The organism is Promicromonospora sp. NPDC050262, from assembly GCF_040655935.1.
GTDB lineage: Bacteria > Actinomycetota > Actinomycetes > Actinomycetales > Cellulomonadaceae > Promicromonospora.
The window spans coordinates 128,798-145,476 of record NZ_JBFAKX010000016.1 but is presented as its reverse complement, the minus strand read 5'-3'; the positions used below and the strand labels follow the sequence as shown (position 1 = coordinate 145,476).

General features: G+C 72.1%; 15 protein-coding genes and 1 tRNA gene. 7 read left to right on the top strand and 9 right to left on the bottom strand.

The features are described from left to right. Positions 1 to 53: 53 nt before the first annotated feature. The 3 genes from AB0I29_RS21835 to AB0I29_RS21825 form a co-directional block, all read right to left on the bottom strand. Positions 54 to 127 (bottom strand) — tRNA-Pro (locus AB0I29_RS21835). A gap of 237 nt (positions 128 to 364) precedes the next feature. Beyond that, positions 365 to 1,252, bottom strand: coding sequence for an alpha/beta hydrolase (locus AB0I29_RS21830; RefSeq protein WP_285106372.1), 888 nt, complete (start codon positions 1,250 to 1,252; stop codon positions 365 to 367). A 105-nt stretch (positions 1,253 to 1,357) separates the two neighbouring features. Then, positions 1,358 to 2,368 carry a substrate-binding domain-containing protein gene (locus AB0I29_RS21825; protein WP_357485711.1) on the bottom strand — a complete coding sequence of 337 codons (1,011 nt, stop codon included), beginning with the start codon at positions 2,366 to 2,368 and terminating at the stop codon, positions 1,358 to 1,360. Between the two features lie 134 nt (positions 2,369 to 2,502). On the opposite strand from AB0I29_RS21825, the gene AB0I29_RS21820 reads away from it, so the two are divergent. Further along, positions 2,503 to 3,213 carry a ThuA domain-containing protein gene (locus tag AB0I29_RS21820; RefSeq protein WP_357485708.1) on the top strand — a complete coding sequence of 237 codons (711 nt, stop codon included), beginning with the start codon at positions 2,503 to 2,505 and terminating at the stop codon, positions 3,211 to 3,213. Beyond that, a complete protein-coding gene (locus AB0I29_RS21815; RefSeq protein WP_357485705.1) occupies positions 3,198 to 4,283 on the top strand; it encodes a Gfo/Idh/MocA family oxidoreductase in 1,086 nt (361 codons plus the stop codon). Before AB0I29_RS21820 ends, AB0I29_RS21815 begins: the two co-directional genes overlap by 16 nt. 287 nt (positions 4,284 to 4,570) lie before the next feature. Here AB0I29_RS21815 and AB0I29_RS21810 read toward each other — a convergent pair whose 3' ends face one another. Together AB0I29_RS21810 and AB0I29_RS21805 are read right to left on the bottom strand one after the other, a co-directional pair. Next, positions 4,571 to 5,575 (bottom strand): LacI family DNA-binding transcriptional regulator, encoded by a 1,005-nt coding sequence (locus AB0I29_RS21810; RefSeq protein WP_357485702.1) that lies wholly within the window; start codon positions 5,573 to 5,575, stop codon positions 4,571 to 4,573. 286 nt (positions 5,576 to 5,861) lie between these two features. Next, on the bottom strand, positions 5,862 to 8,786 hold the full coding sequence (locus tag AB0I29_RS21805) for a CBM35 domain-containing protein (RefSeq protein ID WP_357485699.1): 2,925 nt from the start codon (positions 8,784 to 8,786) through the stop codon (positions 5,862 to 5,864). Positions 8,787 to 8,934: 148 nt separating this feature from the next. Here AB0I29_RS21805 and AB0I29_RS21800 point away from each other — a divergent pair, with 148 nt between their 5' ends. From AB0I29_RS21800 to AB0I29_RS21790, 3 genes are all read left to right on the top strand, one after another. Then, positions 8,935 to 9,990: a LacI family DNA-binding transcriptional regulator gene (locus AB0I29_RS21800; RefSeq protein ID WP_357485696.1), complete on the top strand. Its 1,056-nt coding sequence runs from the start codon at positions 8,935 to 8,937 to the stop codon at positions 9,988 to 9,990. 381 nt (positions 9,991 to 10,371) lie between these two features. After that, positions 10,372 to 10,758, top strand: a complete 387-nt coding sequence (locus tag AB0I29_RS21795; protein WP_357485693.1) for a metalloregulator ArsR/SmtB family transcription factor — start codon at positions 10,372 to 10,374, stop codon at positions 10,756 to 10,758. Continuing rightward, positions 10,755 to 11,267, top strand: a complete 513-nt coding sequence (locus AB0I29_RS21790) for an SRPBCC family protein (RefSeq protein WP_357485691.1) — start codon at positions 10,755 to 10,757, stop codon at positions 11,265 to 11,267. Before AB0I29_RS21795 ends, AB0I29_RS21790 begins: the two co-directional genes overlap by 4 nt. Positions 11,268 to 11,356: 89 nt before the next feature. Here the strand turns inward: AB0I29_RS21790 and AB0I29_RS21785 are convergent, their stop codons facing one another. The 3 genes from AB0I29_RS21785 to AB0I29_RS21775 all read right to left on the bottom strand — a co-directional run bounded on the left by AB0I29_RS21785 (position 11,357) and on the right by AB0I29_RS21775 (position 13,997). After that, positions 11,357 to 11,806 (bottom strand): SRPBCC family protein, encoded by a 450-nt coding sequence (locus tag AB0I29_RS21785; protein WP_357485688.1) that lies wholly within the window; start codon positions 11,804 to 11,806, stop codon positions 11,357 to 11,359. A gap of 90 nt (positions 11,807 to 11,896) precedes the next feature. Further along, on the bottom strand, positions 11,897 to 12,973 hold the full coding sequence (locus tag AB0I29_RS21780; protein ID WP_357485685.1) for a hypothetical protein: 1,077 nt from the start codon (positions 12,971 to 12,973) through the stop codon (positions 11,897 to 11,899). A gap of 121 nt (positions 12,974 to 13,094) precedes the next feature. Further along, complete coding sequence (locus AB0I29_RS21775; RefSeq protein ID WP_357485682.1) at positions 13,095 to 13,997, bottom strand: helix-turn-helix transcriptional regulator; 903 nt, start codon at positions 13,995 to 13,997, stop codon at positions 13,095 to 13,097. 100 nt (positions 13,998 to 14,097) lie between these two features. Here AB0I29_RS21775 and AB0I29_RS21770 point away from each other — a divergent pair, with 100 nt between their 5' ends. Both AB0I29_RS21770 and AB0I29_RS21765 read left to right on the top strand, forming a co-directional pair. Continuing rightward, positions 14,098 to 14,943, top strand: a complete 846-nt coding sequence (locus tag AB0I29_RS21770) for an SDR family oxidoreductase (protein WP_357485679.1) — start codon at positions 14,098 to 14,100, stop codon at positions 14,941 to 14,943. A 28-nt stretch (positions 14,944 to 14,971) separates the two neighbouring features. Beyond that, positions 14,972 to 15,739 carry an SDR family NAD(P)-dependent oxidoreductase gene (locus tag AB0I29_RS21765; protein WP_357485676.1) on the top strand — a complete coding sequence of 256 codons (768 nt, stop codon included), beginning with the start codon at positions 14,972 to 14,974 and terminating at the stop codon, positions 15,737 to 15,739. A gap of 116 nt (positions 15,740 to 15,855) precedes the next feature. Here AB0I29_RS21765 and AB0I29_RS21760 read toward each other — a convergent pair whose 3' ends face one another. Next, positions 15,856 to 16,677: a TIGR02452 family protein gene (locus tag AB0I29_RS21760; protein WP_357485674.1), complete on the bottom strand. Its 822-nt coding sequence runs from the start codon at positions 16,675 to 16,677 to the stop codon at positions 15,856 to 15,858. Between the last annotated feature and the right edge of the window lie 2 nt (positions 16,678 to 16,679).

Genomic DNA, 16,679 nt, shown 5'->3' with positions numbered 1-16,679 from the left:
TCAAGACAACGAAAAACGCCCCTCACCTGCGTGAACAGGTGAGGGGCGATCTGTCGGGCTGACAGGATTTGAACCTGCGACCCCTTGACCCCCAGTCAAGTGCGCTACCAAGCTGCGCCACAGCCCGCGGTGATCTTGAGCATGCTCAAGGCTACCGGTTTGGCCCCTTGGGGCCGACGGAAATACTACCCCACCTCGGGGGCTGTGCCCGACCAGGCGAGGTCGGAGCGTCGGACGTCCTTTGTGAGACCCAGCCATCGCGCGTCGGGCAGTGATGGTCGCCGCGACTGGTGGTCGCTCCGTTCGTTCGTGTCAGACTTACAGGTCACCCGAGTGACCTGTACGTCTGACACGACGGGGGAGGCTACCGGGCCACCGTGGCGAGGAACCCGGTCACCGCAGCGGTGAGCTTGCCGGGGCTCTCGATGTGGCCGAGGTGCCCGGTCCGGTCGAGGACGGCCAGCCGCGAGCGGGGCACGGCCTCGTGGATCATCCGGGCCCAGCGCGGACCGCAGATGAAGTCGTCGTCGCCGACCAGCACCAGCGTGGGTGCCGTGATGGCGGGCAGCTCCGCCCGCACGTCGAAGGCGGGGCCCTCGCCCCACGCCGGGGCGGCGTACATCCGCAGGGCGTTGCGCCCGACGGCGAAGGCGGACTCGTGGCCCCAGTAGTCGTGGAAGTAGGCCGGCGAGATCCTGCGCAGCACCTCGGTCGCGCCCTCGTCGTCGGACGGCTCGGGGCGGCCCGTCAGTCCGGCGACGTAACCGGCCACCTCGGGGTGCTCGACGAGGTGGCGTTGCGCGAACCGTTCCATGTTCGCGACCGCCGTCGGCCAGAAGTCGTCACCGGTCACGGGGGAGGTGTCGTACAGGACCAGCGCGGCCACGCGGTCGGGGTGGTCGAGCGCGTAGCGCTGGGCCACGAACCCGCCGTGGGAGTGTCCGAGCACCATGACCTGCGGTAGCCCCAGGTGCTCCACCACCGCGTGCAGGAAGTGCGTGTACGTGCCCAGGTTGTATCCGCGCGGGTCGGCGAGCCGGCCCGACGCCCCGGTGCCGACGGGCTCGATGTACACCATGGTCATGGTCCGCTCCAGCTCCGGCATGCGCAGGTAGTCCCAGCCGATCCCGGGTCCGCCCGGGTGGACGACGCACACGGGGCCGGCACCGGCGACGTGGTAGCGCTGGTCGATGACGGCGTTCTCGTGCCGGACGGCGATGGTGTGGGTTCCGAGGGCGACGCTGGAGGTCACGGATCGACTCATACCCCCAAGACCGGACACCTTGCGGACCTGTGACCGAGGCCTGTGCCCGTCGAGCGGTCCGCGCCGGCCGTGATCCCCGAAGGCCCGGGCCGCTCAGCCCACCGCCGTCGTCGACCCCCGGACCACGAGCCGCGTGGCGAGCTCCTCGCGGGGTGCCTCCCACGGCGGGTCGCCGCTGATCCGCAGCAGCATGCGCAGCGCGGCCCCGCCCATCTCGGCGATGGGCTGGTGCACCGTGGTCAGCGCGGGGCTGAGCCAGCGCGCCTCCGGCAGGTCGTCGAAGCCGACCACGCTGACGTCCTCGGGGATGCGCAGCCCGAGCGCGGCGGCGGCGTCGTACGCCCCGAGCGCGATGGTGTCCGAGCACGCGAAGACCGCCGTCGGCGTCGTCCCGCCGCGCAGCAGGCCCACGGCCTGCTCCGTCGCCCGCTCGCGCCGCCAGTCGGTGTGCACCACGCGGTCGTCGGGCAGGTCGAGCCCTGCCTGCGTGACGGCGGAGCGGAACCCGTCGATGCGGGCCTGGCTGTAGAGGTGGGTGCGCTGCCCGGCCAGGATCCCGAACCGCCGGTGCCCCAGGGCCAGCAGGTGCTCGGCGGCGGCCCGCCCGCCGGCCCAGTTGGCCGCCCCGACGCTCGCGACGGACGAGGGCGGCTGGCGCACCGGGTCCAGCAGCACGATCGGCACCCGGGCGGCGGCGAGCGTCGCGAGCTGCTCGGCGCTGGTGTCGACCAGGGCGAGCACGGCGCCACGCGGACGCCGCGCGAGCAGGCGGGTGAGCCAGGCGTCGCCGGGTGGCCGGGCGACGGAGACGACGACGTCGAGACCTGCCTCCTCGGCGGCCTGCTCCACACCGCTCAGCGCCCGGTTGGCCCATGTGCCCTCGATCCCGCTCAGCACGAGGTCGACGAGCGAGCTCTCGCCGCGCGGCGCGGCGTCTCGCCCGGAGCGGCCGCGGTACCCGAGCTCCGCGACGATGCGCATGACCCGGTCGCGGGTCCCGGCCGAGACGTCCGAGCGGCCGCTGAGCACCTTGGAGACCGTGGGCACCGTCGTCCCGGCCGCCTGCGCGACGTCCGCGAGCGTGGTGCGGCGAGGGTTCGGCATGCGGCGACCGTAACGACGGCGGCAGAAGTTGCGCAACTTCTTGGGGGTTGATCCGACAAAAGTCCTCGTGTATCAAAGGGTCGCTGGCACTTCATCGAGCCACGAGTTGCGCAACTTTCTGGAGCGGAGCACCTATGACGACGACGTCGAGAACCAAGCGCGCACTGGTCGTGCGCGGAGGCTGGACCGGGCACCAGCCCGTCGAGACCACGGACTCGTTCCTCCCGTTCCTGGCGGAGCGCGGCTACGAGGTCCGGGTCGAGGACTCGACGGCGGTGTACGCCGACGCCGACTACCTGGCCGGCGTCGACGTCATCGTGCAGACCGTGACCATGAGCACGATCGAGAGCGCGGAGCTGAGCGGCCTGATCGCGGCGGTGGCGGCCGGCACAGGGCTGGCGGGGTGGCACGGCGGTATCGCCGACTCCTACCGCAACAGCTCCGACTACCTGCAGCTGATCGGCGGCCAGTTCGCCACCCACCCGCCCAAGGCGCCGCGCGCGGAGCTGGCGGGGGAGGCCGCCGACAACTTCCTGCGGCACACGATCGACATCGTGCCCGAGCGCGCCGACCACCCGATCGTCGCAGGGATCTCCGACTTCGAGCTGACGACCGAGCAGTACTGGGTTCTGTCCGACGAGTACAACGATGTGCTGGCGACCACGACGCTCGCCGCGCGCGACTTCGACCCGTGGCACCGCCCGGTCACGTGCCCCGCGATCTGGACCCGCCAGTGGGGTGCGGGCCGCATCTTCGTGTCGACGCCGGGCCACGAGCTCGCCGTCGTCGACGACCCGAACGTCCGTACCGTCATCGAGAGGGGAATCCTGTGGGCCAGCCGCTGAGGGTCGGGATCGTCGGGGTCGGGGCGATCGCCGGCCAGTACCTGTCCACGTTCGAGCGCCTGGACGCCGTCCGCCTGGTCGCCGTCGCCGACCTCGACGCCGACCGCGCCAAGACCGTCGCCGCCGAGCGGGGCGTCCGCGCCCTGACGGTCGCGGAGCTGACGACGGACCCCGAGGTGGACCTCGTCCTCAACCTCACGATCCCCGCCGCCCACGCCGAGATCGCCCTGCAGGCCATCGCGGGCGGCAAGCACGTGTACGGCGAGAAGCCGCTCGCGGTCACGCCGGCGGAGGCCCGCGCGGTCCTCGACGCCGCGCGGGCCGCCGGGGTACGGGTGGGCTGCGCCCCGGACACCGTGCTCGGCACGGGCGTGCAGACGGCGCGCAAGGCCATCGACGACGGCGCGATCGGCCTTCCGGTCGCCGCGACCGCCACCATGACGACGCCGGGCCACGAGCGCTGGCACCCCAACCCCGACTTCTACTACCAGCCCGGCGGCGGGCCGCTGCTGGACATGGGCCCGTACTACGTGACCGCGCTGGTCACGCTGCTCGGCCCGGTCGAGTCGGTGGTCGGTGCCGCGAGCCACACGCGCGCCACGCGCACCATCGGGTCCGGCCCGCGCGCGGGCGAGACGGTGCCGGTGGACGTCCACACGCACGTGACCGGGGTGCTCCGGCACGTCTCGGGCGCGCTGTCGACCCTGGTGATGAGCTTCGACTCCGTGGCGACGCGGGCCTCGAACATCGAGGTCCACGGCCAGGCCGGCTCGCTCGTGGTCCCCGACCCCAACCAGTTCGACGGCGACGTCGAGCTGCACGAGCTCGGCGGCTCCTGGCAGACCCTGCCGCCGAGCGCCGGCTACCGGGACGCGGGGCGCGGCTTCGGCGTCGCGGATCTCGCGACGACGCCGCCGGGCGTGCCAGCGCGTGCCGACGGCGAGCTCGCCTACCACGTGCTGGAGATCATGACCGCGCTGCTCGCGGCCGCCGACAGCGGCACGACGGTCGCCGTCGAGAGCAGGTGCGAGCGGCCCGCCGCCGTCCCGCTGTCGGACGCGCCGCGCTGATTGGGGCGCTGACCCGGGCCTCGCTTCGGCCGGGCTCGGGTCAGGGCGCCACGCCGCGCCGGAACGACTGCACCGCGAGGTCGGCCGCGACGTGCCGCGGCAGGTCCTGGTTGCTCACCTCGGCGGCGCTGGCAGAAGTGATCCGGGACGTCGCGAGCACCGGTGCCGTGGTGACGATCGCCCACCTCTACCGCGAGCTGGTCGCGGCACTGCGGCTGGACGCGAGCGTCCGTGTTCCGGAGATCGCGGTGCCTGGCGAGGAGGAGCCCGCGCCGGCCGGGGCGTGACTAGCCGCCGCTCGCCCCGGTGCTCTCCCGCTCGACCAGGCGGTGCGGTGCGATGACGCGCACCGCGTCGCGCTCGTCGCCGCCGACCCGTCGCACCAGCGCGTCCATGGCTGCCTGCGCGATGGCCTCCTTGTCGGGCGAGATGGTCGTGAGGCTGGGGTTGCCGTACCGGCCGTCCTCGATGTCGTCGAAGCCGACCACGGCCACCTGCTCGGGCACGGAGATCCCTGCCTCGCGCAGCGCCCGCAGCGCGCCGAGGGCGAGCAGGTCGGAGAAGCAGAAGAGGGCGTCGGGCAGCGTGCGCCCGCGCAGCAGCGCCCGGGTGGCGTCGGCCCCGCCGCGCCGGGTGAACGCGTCGACGTAGGCGACGTCGGCGGAGGCGTGGGGTGCCGCGCCCATCGCGGCCTCGAAGCCGGCCAGGCGCAGGGAGCTGGAGGACCCCTCCGCCCGCTGGGCTCCGACGGCCACCACCCGCTGTCGCCCGGTGGCCAGCAGGTGCCCGACGGCGTCGCGCGACGCCACGAAGTTGTCGATGTGCACGTGGTCGAAGCCAGGGTGCGGCTCCTCGCCCAGCAGCACCACGGGCCGCTGCGTGCGCGAGGACCGGGTCAGGTCGTCGTCGGTGAGGCCGAGCGGGCTCACGATCAGCCCGTCGAACACGGCCTTGGTGTCGGCGCGGGCGAGCAGCTCGCGCTCGCGGTCCCGGTCGCCGTCGGTCTGCTCGATCATGAGCGTGTACCCGTGGGCACGGGCGGCCTCGATGAGCTTGCGGGCGAGCTCCGCGAAGTAGGGGTTGTCGAGGTCGGGCACCACGAGCGCGGCCATGCCGGTGCGGCCGGAGCGCAGCATCCGGCCGATCTCGCTCGGCCGGTAGTCGAGCTCCTCGATGGCGGCGAGCACGCGCTCGCGGGTACCGGGGGCGACGTTGACGGTGCCGCTCACGACGTTGGACACCGTGCGTGCCGAGACGCCGGCGAGGCGGGCGACGTCCTCGCGTCGACCCACGGTGGCCTCCTCGCGTCCGCGTCGAACCGCTGTGCCGCGCCCGCCGACCATGTCCGGCCCGCTCAACGACAGTGTTGTTGCCTCGCGGCAAGCCTACTGGATGGTGTGCCGGCCGATCGGCTTGCATCGTGGCAGGACCGTCGTCGCCGGGACAGCCGGAGCTGACGCCGGCACGGGCGACCCGGAGACCGGAGAGACCCGGGCCCACACGAGGTGAGCCCGGGCCGGCACCGCTGCGCGGCCGGTACGGCAGGTTCAGGACCCGCCGCGCCGACCGGCGCCGATCTCAGAACCCGGAGTTGCCCCCGAGCCGGTTGAGCACGAACCCCATGTCGTTCAGCAGCCCTGCGGTCCCGGACCCGGACACGGTCGTGTTCGCGAACGTCGCGCTGCCCGCGGCGTGCAGCTCGATGCCGTAGGTGCCCGAGCCGGTGATCGCGACCCGGTCGAGGCTCACCTGCTGGATCGACTTCTGCCACGACATCAGCACGCCCGCGTAGGTGCTGTCCTGGATAGTCATGTCGCGGATCACGATGGGCGCGTCGATGGCGTGCACGTCGGCGTAGACCCACAGCGCGCCGAGCTCGGCCGGCCAGTTGGGCTCGCGGCTGCCGGTGCGGGTCAGCGTGTTGCGGGCCACCGTGGTGGTGCCCGTGAACGGCACGCCGAACCGGGTGCTGACCGCGATGCCCGCGGCCGCGTTGACCGTGTCGGCCACGAGGTTGTCCTCGACCCGGTTGCCGCCCCCGCCGCCGTACACGGCCAGGCCGTTGGCCAGGGCCGGCGCCTGGACGGTGTTGAACGAGAACACGCTGCCGCTCACGGCCGCGCCGTCCGACCACATGGCCAGCGCGTCGTCACCCGTGTTGCGGAACGTCGACTGGGTCACCTGTGCGTTGGTCACGCCGGAGCGCAGGTTCACGCCGTCGGCGTACGTGTCACGGACGCGCAGCCCGACCGCGAGCAGGTCGCGCGAGCCCGGCCGCACCCACAGCCCCACCTTGGTGTGCTGCACCCAGATGTTCTGCAGCAGGGTCTCGCTCGTGAAGTCGCCCTCGATGGCGGCCTGACCGTCGGCGTCCTCGCGCACGGTGGCGGAGCCGAAGATCGCGACGTCGGCGATGGTCACCCCGCCGCCGGTCGCGTAGAAGCCGCCCGCGCGGCCCGTGCCCACGATCACCGAGTGCCAGGGGCCGGCACCGAGCACGGACACACCCGAGACCCGGACGGCGTCGTTGACGTGGAAGGTGCCGGCCGGGATCCAGACCGGCACGCCCGCGGCCTTCGCAGCGGCCACCGCCGCCGTGATCGCCGCCGTGTCGTCACCACCGCCCGACGTCGCGCCGTGCGCCGTGATCGACACCGCGCCCGACGGCGCCGTGAGCGCCGGAGCGACCCGCTCGGCCTCCACCAGGTCGATGTCGACGTGCGCCACGGCGCCCGAGTCCTTCTGCAGCGTCAGGACCGTGCCGGCCGGCTGCTCGGGGATCTCGAACCGCAGCTCGTCGTAGAACCGGTGGGCGGCACCCAGCGCCGGGTCGTTGTGGAACGGGTACTCGCCGTACTGCCAGGAGTGCGCCGAGGTCAGCGTCACGTCCTTGAGCTTGGTCCCGTTCGCGTAGACCGCCAGGGGCGACGTCTGGCCGGTACCCGCGGCGTTGTCGGGGATCGAGCAGCGCAGCACCAGCCCGCTCGCCGGGGCGGTGAGGGTCACGTCCACCTTCTCGCCGACGGCGTCCAGCCGGACGGCGCTGCGACCGCTCGACTCCGCCTGCACCGTGCCGTAGGTGCGCGACGGCGTCAGCTTGGTGCCCGTCGTCGTCCCGGCCTCGGCCTCGTACTGCTGGTACGACGTCGACGCGCCGCGCACGGCCGGGTCGGTCTCGCCCGAGACCGTGAGGCTGTCGACCAGCACGTCGGCGCCCGAGCCCGCCGCCCGCAGGCCCACCGTGTTGACGCCGGCCCGGACCGGCACGCTCGCCGTGACCGTGCGCCAGCCGCTGCCCGCGGGGAAGGCGACCTGGCCGGTGACCCGGCCGTTGACCAGCAGGTCGAGCGTGCGCGCGCCCGCGGGCGTCGCGAACCGGAACGTCGCGGTCGCCGTGGCGGCCGATCCGGCCTGGACCGTGCGCAGCACGCGCGCGCCCGTCGTCGTGAAGCCGCCGACGTACCCCGCACCCGTGAAGCCGCCGGTGGCGGACGCGACGGTGGCGTTCCCGGAGCGGTAGGCGTTCTCGGCCTCGCCCGGTCCGGCGGGCTGCGGCGGCACGTTCGCGGCGACATCGAGCCTGTCGACGTTCGCGTTGCCGTTGTCGCCCGAGGCGTAGGCCAGCCGCAGGTCGTGGTTGCCCGCGGTCAGCGTCGCGGTGTGCGTCACGGTGCCCCAGGTGTCCCAGCTCGCGGTCGCGGGCAGGGAGAGCTGCGTCAGCCTTGTCCCGCCGTCGTACAGCGACAGCGTGCGGGCGGAGCCGGTGCCGTTCGCGTACCGGAGCGTCAGGTCCTTCGCGCCGGCGGCCGTGACCTGCACCTTGAACGTGACCGACGCCGATCCGGTGTTGCCGTCGGTGAACCCGCCCACGAACCCGGTGCCGGAGAACCCGGTGTGGTCCGTGGCGGTCACGGCGCCGCCCGCCAGGGTGGCTGCCTCCGCCTCGAACGTCGGCCCGGGGCCGTAGTCGGCTCCGCTGGAGCCGCCCGAGTCCGTGACGTCGAGGCTGTCGAGGTTCACATTGCCCGAGTCGGCGCTGCCGAACCGGTAGGCCACCGTGTGGCTGCCGGCGCTCAGGGTGACGACGGCGCTCTGGGTCGCCCAGGTGGTCCAGCCCGCCGTCGCCGGGAGGGTGACCTGCTGGGCGGCGCCGTCCACCAGGAGGGTGAGCGTCTTGGCCGAACCGGTGCCGTTGGCGTAGCGCAGGCCCAGCGTGTGCGGGCCCGACGCGGACGCCGTCACGGTGAACGTCGTGGTCGCGGCGCCCTTGTTGCCGTCGGTGTAGCCGCCCACGAAGCCGGAGCCCGTGTAGCCGGCGTGGTCGGTGGCCACGACCGCGCCGCCGGTCAGGGCGGCCTGCTCGGCCTGGTAGCGGGTGGTCGCGGCGCCGGCCGGGACCGCGGTCGCGGCCACGAGGGCGGAGCCGGCGACGGCGACCGCCGCCAGCAGGGCCAGGCGTCTGCGCCAGGCGGGGAAAGTGCGTGTGTCAGTTCTGCGCGGCATGAGATCTCCTTCGACCGGGATGCGCACCGAGGTCTACCGACGGTGAGGTTTAGCGGTAAACTTGCGACGACGGTAAGGGGACGCCGACCGTCCGGTCAAGGGCCACCTAGGATGCGGCTGGAGCCGGAAGCCGACGGGGGAGGTTCGCGTGACCACACGACTGAGCGACATCGCGGACGAGGCCGGCGTCAGCGTCATGACCGTCTCGAACGTCATGAACGGCAAGCGCGCCCGTGTCTCGCCCGCGACGATCGAGCGCGTGCTGGGCATCGCCGCCCGGCTCGGCTACGTGCCGAACATCCCGGCGCGGAGCCTCGCGGCGAACAGCTCGCACATCGTGGCGGCGCTCGTCCCGGTGGGGGAGAACAACAGCCTGCTGGTCAGCCCGCACACCGTCGCCGTGGTCGGCGGCATGGAGACCCACCTGCGGCACCGCGGCTACCACGTGCTGCTGCGCGGCATCGAGCACGAGGACCAGGTGGCGCAGACCGTGCGCGGCTGGTCGCTCGACGGCGTGGTGCTGGTCGAGTTCACCGACGAGCAGATCGACCGCCTGCGGGTCGACGCCGTACCCCTCGTCGCCATCGACAGCTACTCCGCGAACCCGCGGGCGATCGGCGTGCGCAGCGACGACCACGCGGGCGGCCGCCTCGCCGGCGCGCGCCTGGCCGACGCCGGGCACCGGCACATGCTGTTCGCTGGGCCGCCCTACCAGGGCCTGGGCGTGGTGGGCCAGCGGTGGACAGGCTTCCGCGAGGCCTGTCTGGAGGCGGGGCTCGACCCGCGCGCGATCGAGGCGGAGGAGGTGCTGACCTCGTTCGAGGACGGCCGCCGCCTCGGCCTCCGGCTGCGCCGCGACCACCCGGAGGTGACCGCGGTCTTCGCCACGGCCGACCACCTCGCGGTCGGGATCATGGCGGGCATCGTCGAGGCGGGCGGGTCGGTGCCCGGCGACGTGTCGGTCATCGGGTTCGACGACCTCGACTTCGCCCGGTACACGACCCCCGGCCTGACCACGGTCGCGCAGGACATGGCGGCCAAGGTGGCCGAGGCGTCGCGCATCATCCTGGAGGAGATAGAACCCGCGGAGATCCAGCCGACGGAGACCGAGCCCGGGACCGACGGCACGAAGGCCCCCCGCGAGCCCGTCTCGCTCGACGTCCGCCTGGTCGAGCGCGGTTCGGTCGGGCCTCCCCGCGGGTGACGGCGCCGTCGTCCGACGTCGTCCCGCGGGGAGACCCGACGGGTCAGCGGAACGAGCCCGCGGTGATGCCCTCGACGAACCGGCGCTGGGCGACGACGAAGAGGAGCTCAACCTGAACCTGTCGGTTCTGATGTGCTGGGCGTCGAGGCCTTCGCCGAGGGCGGGGGTGCTGTGTTCGACGTGCGGGTGGCCGACCTCGTTCCTGAGGGCCCGAGCGACTGAGCCGTTCTGGTGGGCAAGGACCACTCCGCCGAGGGGGTAACGCTGAGCGAACATTGTTAGCTCAGTGTTACCCCCTCAGCGGCGTAGGTGTTGCCCCGAGGCGCCGGTGCGGTGCAGCGGGTCACTCGAGAATTGGTAACTGATCGGTTACCATTTGGTGTGGACGTCTTCGGGGCCATCGCCGACCCGATCCGCCGCGAGCTGCTGCTGCGGCTCGCGGACGGCCCGGCGCGCGTGGTGGACCTCGCTGCCGAGCACGCGGTGTCACGCCCGGCGATCAGCAGGCACCTGCGGGTGCTGAGTGACGCCGGCCTGGTGCGGGGGACCGACGACGGCCGGGAGCGGCGCTACGCGCTCGATCCTGGGCCGCTGTCGGAGGTGGGCGCGCTGCTCGGTGCGCTCACCGCGAGCCGGGCGCCGGTCACCGCAGGTCACCTCGACGCACTGGGCACCGAGGTGCGCCGGGCGGCACGGGACCGCCGTCGGGGGACGACCGCATCGGGTACGAAGACCACGGGTACGAGCGCGAAGGAGCGGACCGCATGAACCTGACCGGAACCCTGGAGGACGACGGGCGGACCCTGGTACTGGTGCGCCGGTTCGGCGTCCCGATCGACGACGTGTGGGCGAGCGTCACCGAGTCGGAGCGCCTCGCCCGGTGGTTCGGCACCTGGACCGGCGACCCGTCGTCGGGCCGCGTGCTGGTGACCATGAACGCCGAGGCCGAGCCGGGAGCGCCGGCGGAGTTCCGCGTCGACGCGTGCGAGCCGCCGCGGCTGCTCGCGGTCAGCGCCGAGGACGAGTACGGCAACTGGCGGCTCAGCGCCGAGCTCGCCGAGGTGGACGGCGGCACCACGCTGACCCTGCGGCAGAGGGAGCTCGACCCGAAGACCCTGCCGGAGACCGGGCCGGGCTGGGAGTGGTACCTGGACCGCCTCGTCGCCGCCGTCGAGGGCGGCGAGCCGCCCAGCCTCGCCGACTTCGACGCCGACTACATGCCGATGAGCGCGGGATACGCCGCGCTCGTGCCGGGCGGCGCAGTTGACGAACCCTGACCTGTCCGCGCAGTCCCAGCGGGAGAGCCGGTCGACGCCGTACCCGCTGGAGGCGATCCGCCGGACCGGGCAGTAGGACTGGGCCGGACTCACCAGTGGGTCGGGCCCGACCCGTCGTCGCGGTGGGCCAGCGTCGCGAGCGCGTCCTTCCAGTGCCCCGCGGAAGCGGACGCGTGCTGCGCGGTGTCGATGTTCCCATGGGTCACGGTGACGCGCGTGCCGCCGTCGTCCGGCGCGAGCTCGATCCGGATCTCGTGGTAGTTCTCGGGAACATCCGGCAGGCCGCTCAGTGGCGCGAAGTGCGTGAAGTGCAGCAGCCGTGGGCGGTCGACGGCGATGACGGTGCCCTTGTCGGCGAAGACACGACCGAAGAAGTGGCCCTCGAAGGTGATCGGGCTGCCCGGCTGGTAGTCCGTCTCGATGTTCGCGCCCAGCATCCACCGGGCACCCGGGTGGGTGAGCTCGGCCCAGACCCGCTCGGGTGGCTCGGCGATGTGGGTGGTCGCCGTGGTGGTGTGGCGCGGGGTCTCGATGCTCATCGCTGTCCTCCGTGATGGTTCTCGGATATGACCGCAGGGTGCCTGCCGGTACCCCCATGGTGCCCGGGAATCGGCGGGGCGCACGGTTTGTCACCGGCTGCCGGGCTGGAGACCTTCCTCGACCGCCCCGGTGTTGCGCAGGAACACGATGATCCAGCTGAAGATGAGGATGGCCGCGACCAGCTCGACGGCCGTCAGGTTGTAGTACCCGGTGATGAAGAAGATCGCGAGAACGACGATCACCCCGACGTAGGTGTAGCCGAGCAGGACGAACACCCGGGGCATCGACGGGAGCAACCGGCGGAGGCTCACGACCAGCGCGACGTACACGATCACCATCCCGGTGGCGGCGATGTTGTGAGCCGCCAGGAAGTCGTCGACGGGGAAGACCCCCACGCACGCCAAGAGTATGCCGATGAGCACGAGCGCCATCCGGACCCGGCTGCGGCCCCGCGCCTCCGCGGGAGTCGAGTGCGGGAGGTACGCGGTCGCGTAGTGGGCGATGGTCGTGACCATGACGCCGGCGACGATCAGGGTCAGGTTGAACGCCATGGCGGAGATGTCGTCGGTCATCCCGAGTGCGCTGAGATTCTCCTTCCACCAGAACGGGTCGGTCGCGCTGAGCATGCTGGCGAAGGCTCCGACGGTGAGGAACACCGCCAGGACGAGCGAGAGCGTCATCGGGGTGAGGTTCACCGCCGACAGGAATGTCAGGTAGGTGGTCACGGCCAGGGCCACGCCGGCGAGCACCGCGGCCGACGTCGGATAGGCGGTCGCTCCGACGAAGCTCCTGCTCACGATCGACGCGAGCCCGATCCACCCCAGCAGCGCGATGACGGCGTGCGCCAGCGCCAGGGCCGCGACGTCGAACCAGCGCAGGCGCGGCCGCTCCCTGTCGTCGGCCGCTTCGCGCCGGATCTGGCCGCGTCGCGAGACACAACCGAAGAGGACCGCCCCGACCGCGACGAGTGCTCCGCCGAGGGCGGCGAAGTCGCCGAGCGAGCCGCGCCCGGAGATCGGCACGTCGCGACCCTGGAACACGATCAGCCCGACGAGCACCCCCAGCACGAAGGCCACCGCGCCGGCGAGGAGCGCCGACGACTCGCGTGACTCCGTCGTGGCGCCCGGGCGACGGAAGATGCGGCTGATCGGTGTCGACTCACTCATGTCGGTTCTCCTGCCTCGTCGCTGCTGGGCCCGGAACCAGCATCCCTCGACGGCCGGCGCGTCGGTGTCACCCGAACAGGATGATCCGTCGGTATCCACCGCTGGTCGAGCACCCGCTTGTTCAGCCGTGTTCCACGGTGTCTTGGCCGGTGCGGTGTTCGTCGACCGAACTGGTCGTCGCCGTCCAGCTGCTGAGGAGCTTGAGTGCATCGTGAGAGGCCGAGCCGGGCGCAGCGGAGTAGGCGATCAGCTGGATGCCGCGGTCGGAGGAGAGATCCATGACCTCGAAGTCCAGGTCCAGGTCGCCGACGACCGGGTGGGTGATCGCCTTGACGCCGGTGCGGTGCTCGCGCACGTCGTGGGACGCCCAGAGGGTGCGGAAGGCGTCGCTGCGGGTGGAGAGCTCGCCGACCAGGTCGCTCAGGTGGTGGTTGTGCGGAGCGCGACCGGCCTCCGTGCGCAGGATCGCGACGGTCTGGCGCGCCGCGTTGCCCCAGTCGCGGTAGAAGCCCTGGGCGCGGGGGTCGAGGAACACGAATCGGCCGAAGTTCGCGGGGCGTTGCGGCTGTACGTACATCTCCGAGAACACGGCCTGTCCGAGCCTGTTGACGGCGATGATGTCGAGCCGCCCGTTCTGCACGAACGCGGGGACGTCGGCCATCGCGTCGAGCAGCTGTCGCACACCCGGCCGGACCTGTTGCGCTCTGGGGCGTGCGCGACGTTGCTGCCGGTGAGTGCCTTCGTTGGCGGCACGCACGAGGTCGTACAGGTGGGAGCGCTCGGCGTCGTCAAGCTGGAGGGCGCGACTGATGCCTTCAAGCACGGCCTCGGAGACGCCGGCGGCGTTCCCTCGCTCCAGGCGCACGTAATACTCCACGCTCATCCCTGCGACCAGCGCGACCTCTGCGCGGCGCAGCCCAGGAACGCGCCGCCGACCACCGAAGTCGGGCAGGCCAATCTGTTCAGGGGTGAGCCTGGCCCGTCTGGTGGTCAGGAACTCACGGATGTCGTTCCGGGTGTCCATGCTTCGAAAATACGTCAGCGGCCCCGTCGTAGGGGGTCACTGGCATTAACCCTATAAAGCGGGTCTCCCTGCGACGCCCGCGGCAGCATTTCCTGAAGGCATGAACAACAACACGAAGGTCTGGTTCATCACTGGCGCGAGCCGAGGCATGGGCGTCGACATCGCTCGCGCAGCTCTGTCCGACGGCCACTCGGTGGTCGCAACCGGCCGCAGCGCGGACCGGGTGCTGGCCTCGATCGGCGAGCACGAGAACCTGCTCGCCCTCTCCCTCGACGTCACCGATCCCGACGCCGCGGCCGACGCTGCCCGGGCGGCCGTCGACCGTTTCGGTCGCATCGACGTTCTCGTCAACAATGCGGGCAACTTCTACGCCGGCTACTTCGAGAACATCAGCCCTGCGCAGTTCCGCGCGCAGATGGAGACCAACTTCTTCGGGCCGCTGAACGTCACCCGCGCGATCCTCCCGGTCATGCGCGCACAGCGGTCGGGCCAGGTCATCACGGTCACGTCGTCGGCCGGACTCATCGGCCAGGAGTTCTGCGCCGCCTACGCCGCCTCCAAGTTCGCGCTCGAAGGCTGGATGGAGTCCCTTCGGTTCGACCTCGAACCGTTCGGCATCTCGACGATGGCCGTGGAGCCTGGCTTCTTCCGCACCGAGCTGCTCGTCGAAGGGTCCTCAACCATCTGGCCCGAGCTGGACATCGAGGACTACGCCGAGCGCACCACGCAGACCGTTGCGGCCTGGAAGAGCATGAACGGGCAGCAGGGCGGCGATCCGAAGAAGCTGGCCCAGGCCCTCGTTGCCCTCTCCGACTCGGGGCACCTGCCGCTGCGCTTCGTGGCCGGCGCCGACGCGACCGCTGGGGTCGAGCAGAACCTCGCCACCATCCAGAGGCAGCTCGACGCGAACCGAGAGCTGTCCGCGTCGCTCTCGTACGACGTCTGACACAGAACCTCGACAGGAAGCCATCCACATGACATCGACATCCCCTCTCGCCGGCACAGTCGCCCTCGTCACCGGCGCCAGCAGCGGCATCGGTGAGGCAACCGCCCGCCGTCTGGCCAAGGAGGGCGCGTCCGTCGCGCTCGTCGCCCGGCGGGCCGACCGGCTCCACATCCTCGCCTCGCAGATCCAGGCAGCGGGCGGCGCCGCCCTGGCCGTCGAGGCCGACATCACCGACCGCGCCCAGGCCGAAGCGGCGGTCCAGACAGTGATCGATCGGCTCGGCCGCCTGGACGTGCTTGTCAACAACGCGGGTCTCATGCTCCTCGGCCCGGTGGTCGGCGCCGACGTCGAAGAGTGGGAGCGCATGCTCGCGATCAACGTGCAAGGCCTGCTCTACATGACCAACGCGGCGCTTCCGCACCTCCTGAAGGCCGCCGAGGACGACCCTCGCCAGGTCGCCGACGTCGTCAACATCAGCTCGATCGCCGGCCGTGTGGCCTGGGCGAACTACGGCGTCTACAACCTGACCAAGTTCGGCGTGAACGGCTTCACCGAGTCCCTGCGTCAGGAGGTCACCACAAAGCACGTCCGGGTCGGCGTCCTGGAGCCCGGCGGCGTCACTACCGAGCTCGGCTCCCACAACAGCGGGGCCATGCGCGACGACATCGACGCCTTCTACGCGAACACCGAGACGCTCGTGCCTCAGGACATCGCCGACGGCATCGCCTACATGGTCACCCGCCCGCGGCACGCGTCCATAGCCGAGCTGTGGGTCATGCCCACCGACCAGGCCTGAGTCATCTGGCCCGGACCACCCGGACCACCCGGCGCACCCTGAGGTCCGGGTCGCCGGTGCCGACATCGAGGTGACCTTCGAAGCCGCCGGCACCGACGGCGAGGGCGTCAGGCGCCCTAGTACGCCGTTCGCAACCGCTTCTCGAAGGCTCCGAGCACCGGCTGCCCGGGCCGCGCATCGAGGATCGCGAAGGTGACGTGCTCGAACCTCGGCCGCTCGGCCAGGGCCTCGGCGAAGGCAGAAGCGACGTCGGCGGGGTCGTTGCCGAACACTCCGCAGCCCCAGGCGCCGAGGACGATCCGACGGCTGCCATGGGCGGCGGCCACGTCGAGCACCCGCGTGGCCCGGCGGGCGAGCGTGGCCCTGACCTCGCCCACCGCGGCGGGCTGGGTGCGCCCGATCGCGGACAGGTTCGGCGCCGCCGCCGTCAGGAAGGTGACCGGGTAGGGCTCGGCGAGCAGGACGCCGTCGTCGTCCCGGATGACCGCGACGTCGGGCGAGAGGATGACCCGGTCGCTGTAGAGCAGGGACGTCTCCCGGCGGTGGTGCTCGTAGAACTCGGGCACGGTGGTCTGGGTCGCGTACAGCGCCGAGCTGCGCGCGATCGCCTCCTCCTGGGCCTGGGCGCCGTTGAGGAACCCGCCGCCCGGGTTGCGGGCCGACGCGAAGACCAGGCAGGCGGTGCCCGGGCCGAGGCGCCGCGCCGCCGCCAGGCTCGACTCGTCGCGCACCTCGACCGTGGTGGGACCGGACCAGGCGGCGCCCTCGGACAGCGGTGTGCCGGGGAGGATCAGGCGCGTCCCGGCGACGGCGGCGGCGACCTGGTCGGCGATGTCGACACGCTGCCCGTGTGCGCCGTAGCTTCCGGCGCGGACGGCGTCCATGGTCTCGGCCGCGAGGGCGCGAAACCGGTCCCGGCTCCTGTTCGACGAGGTCACAG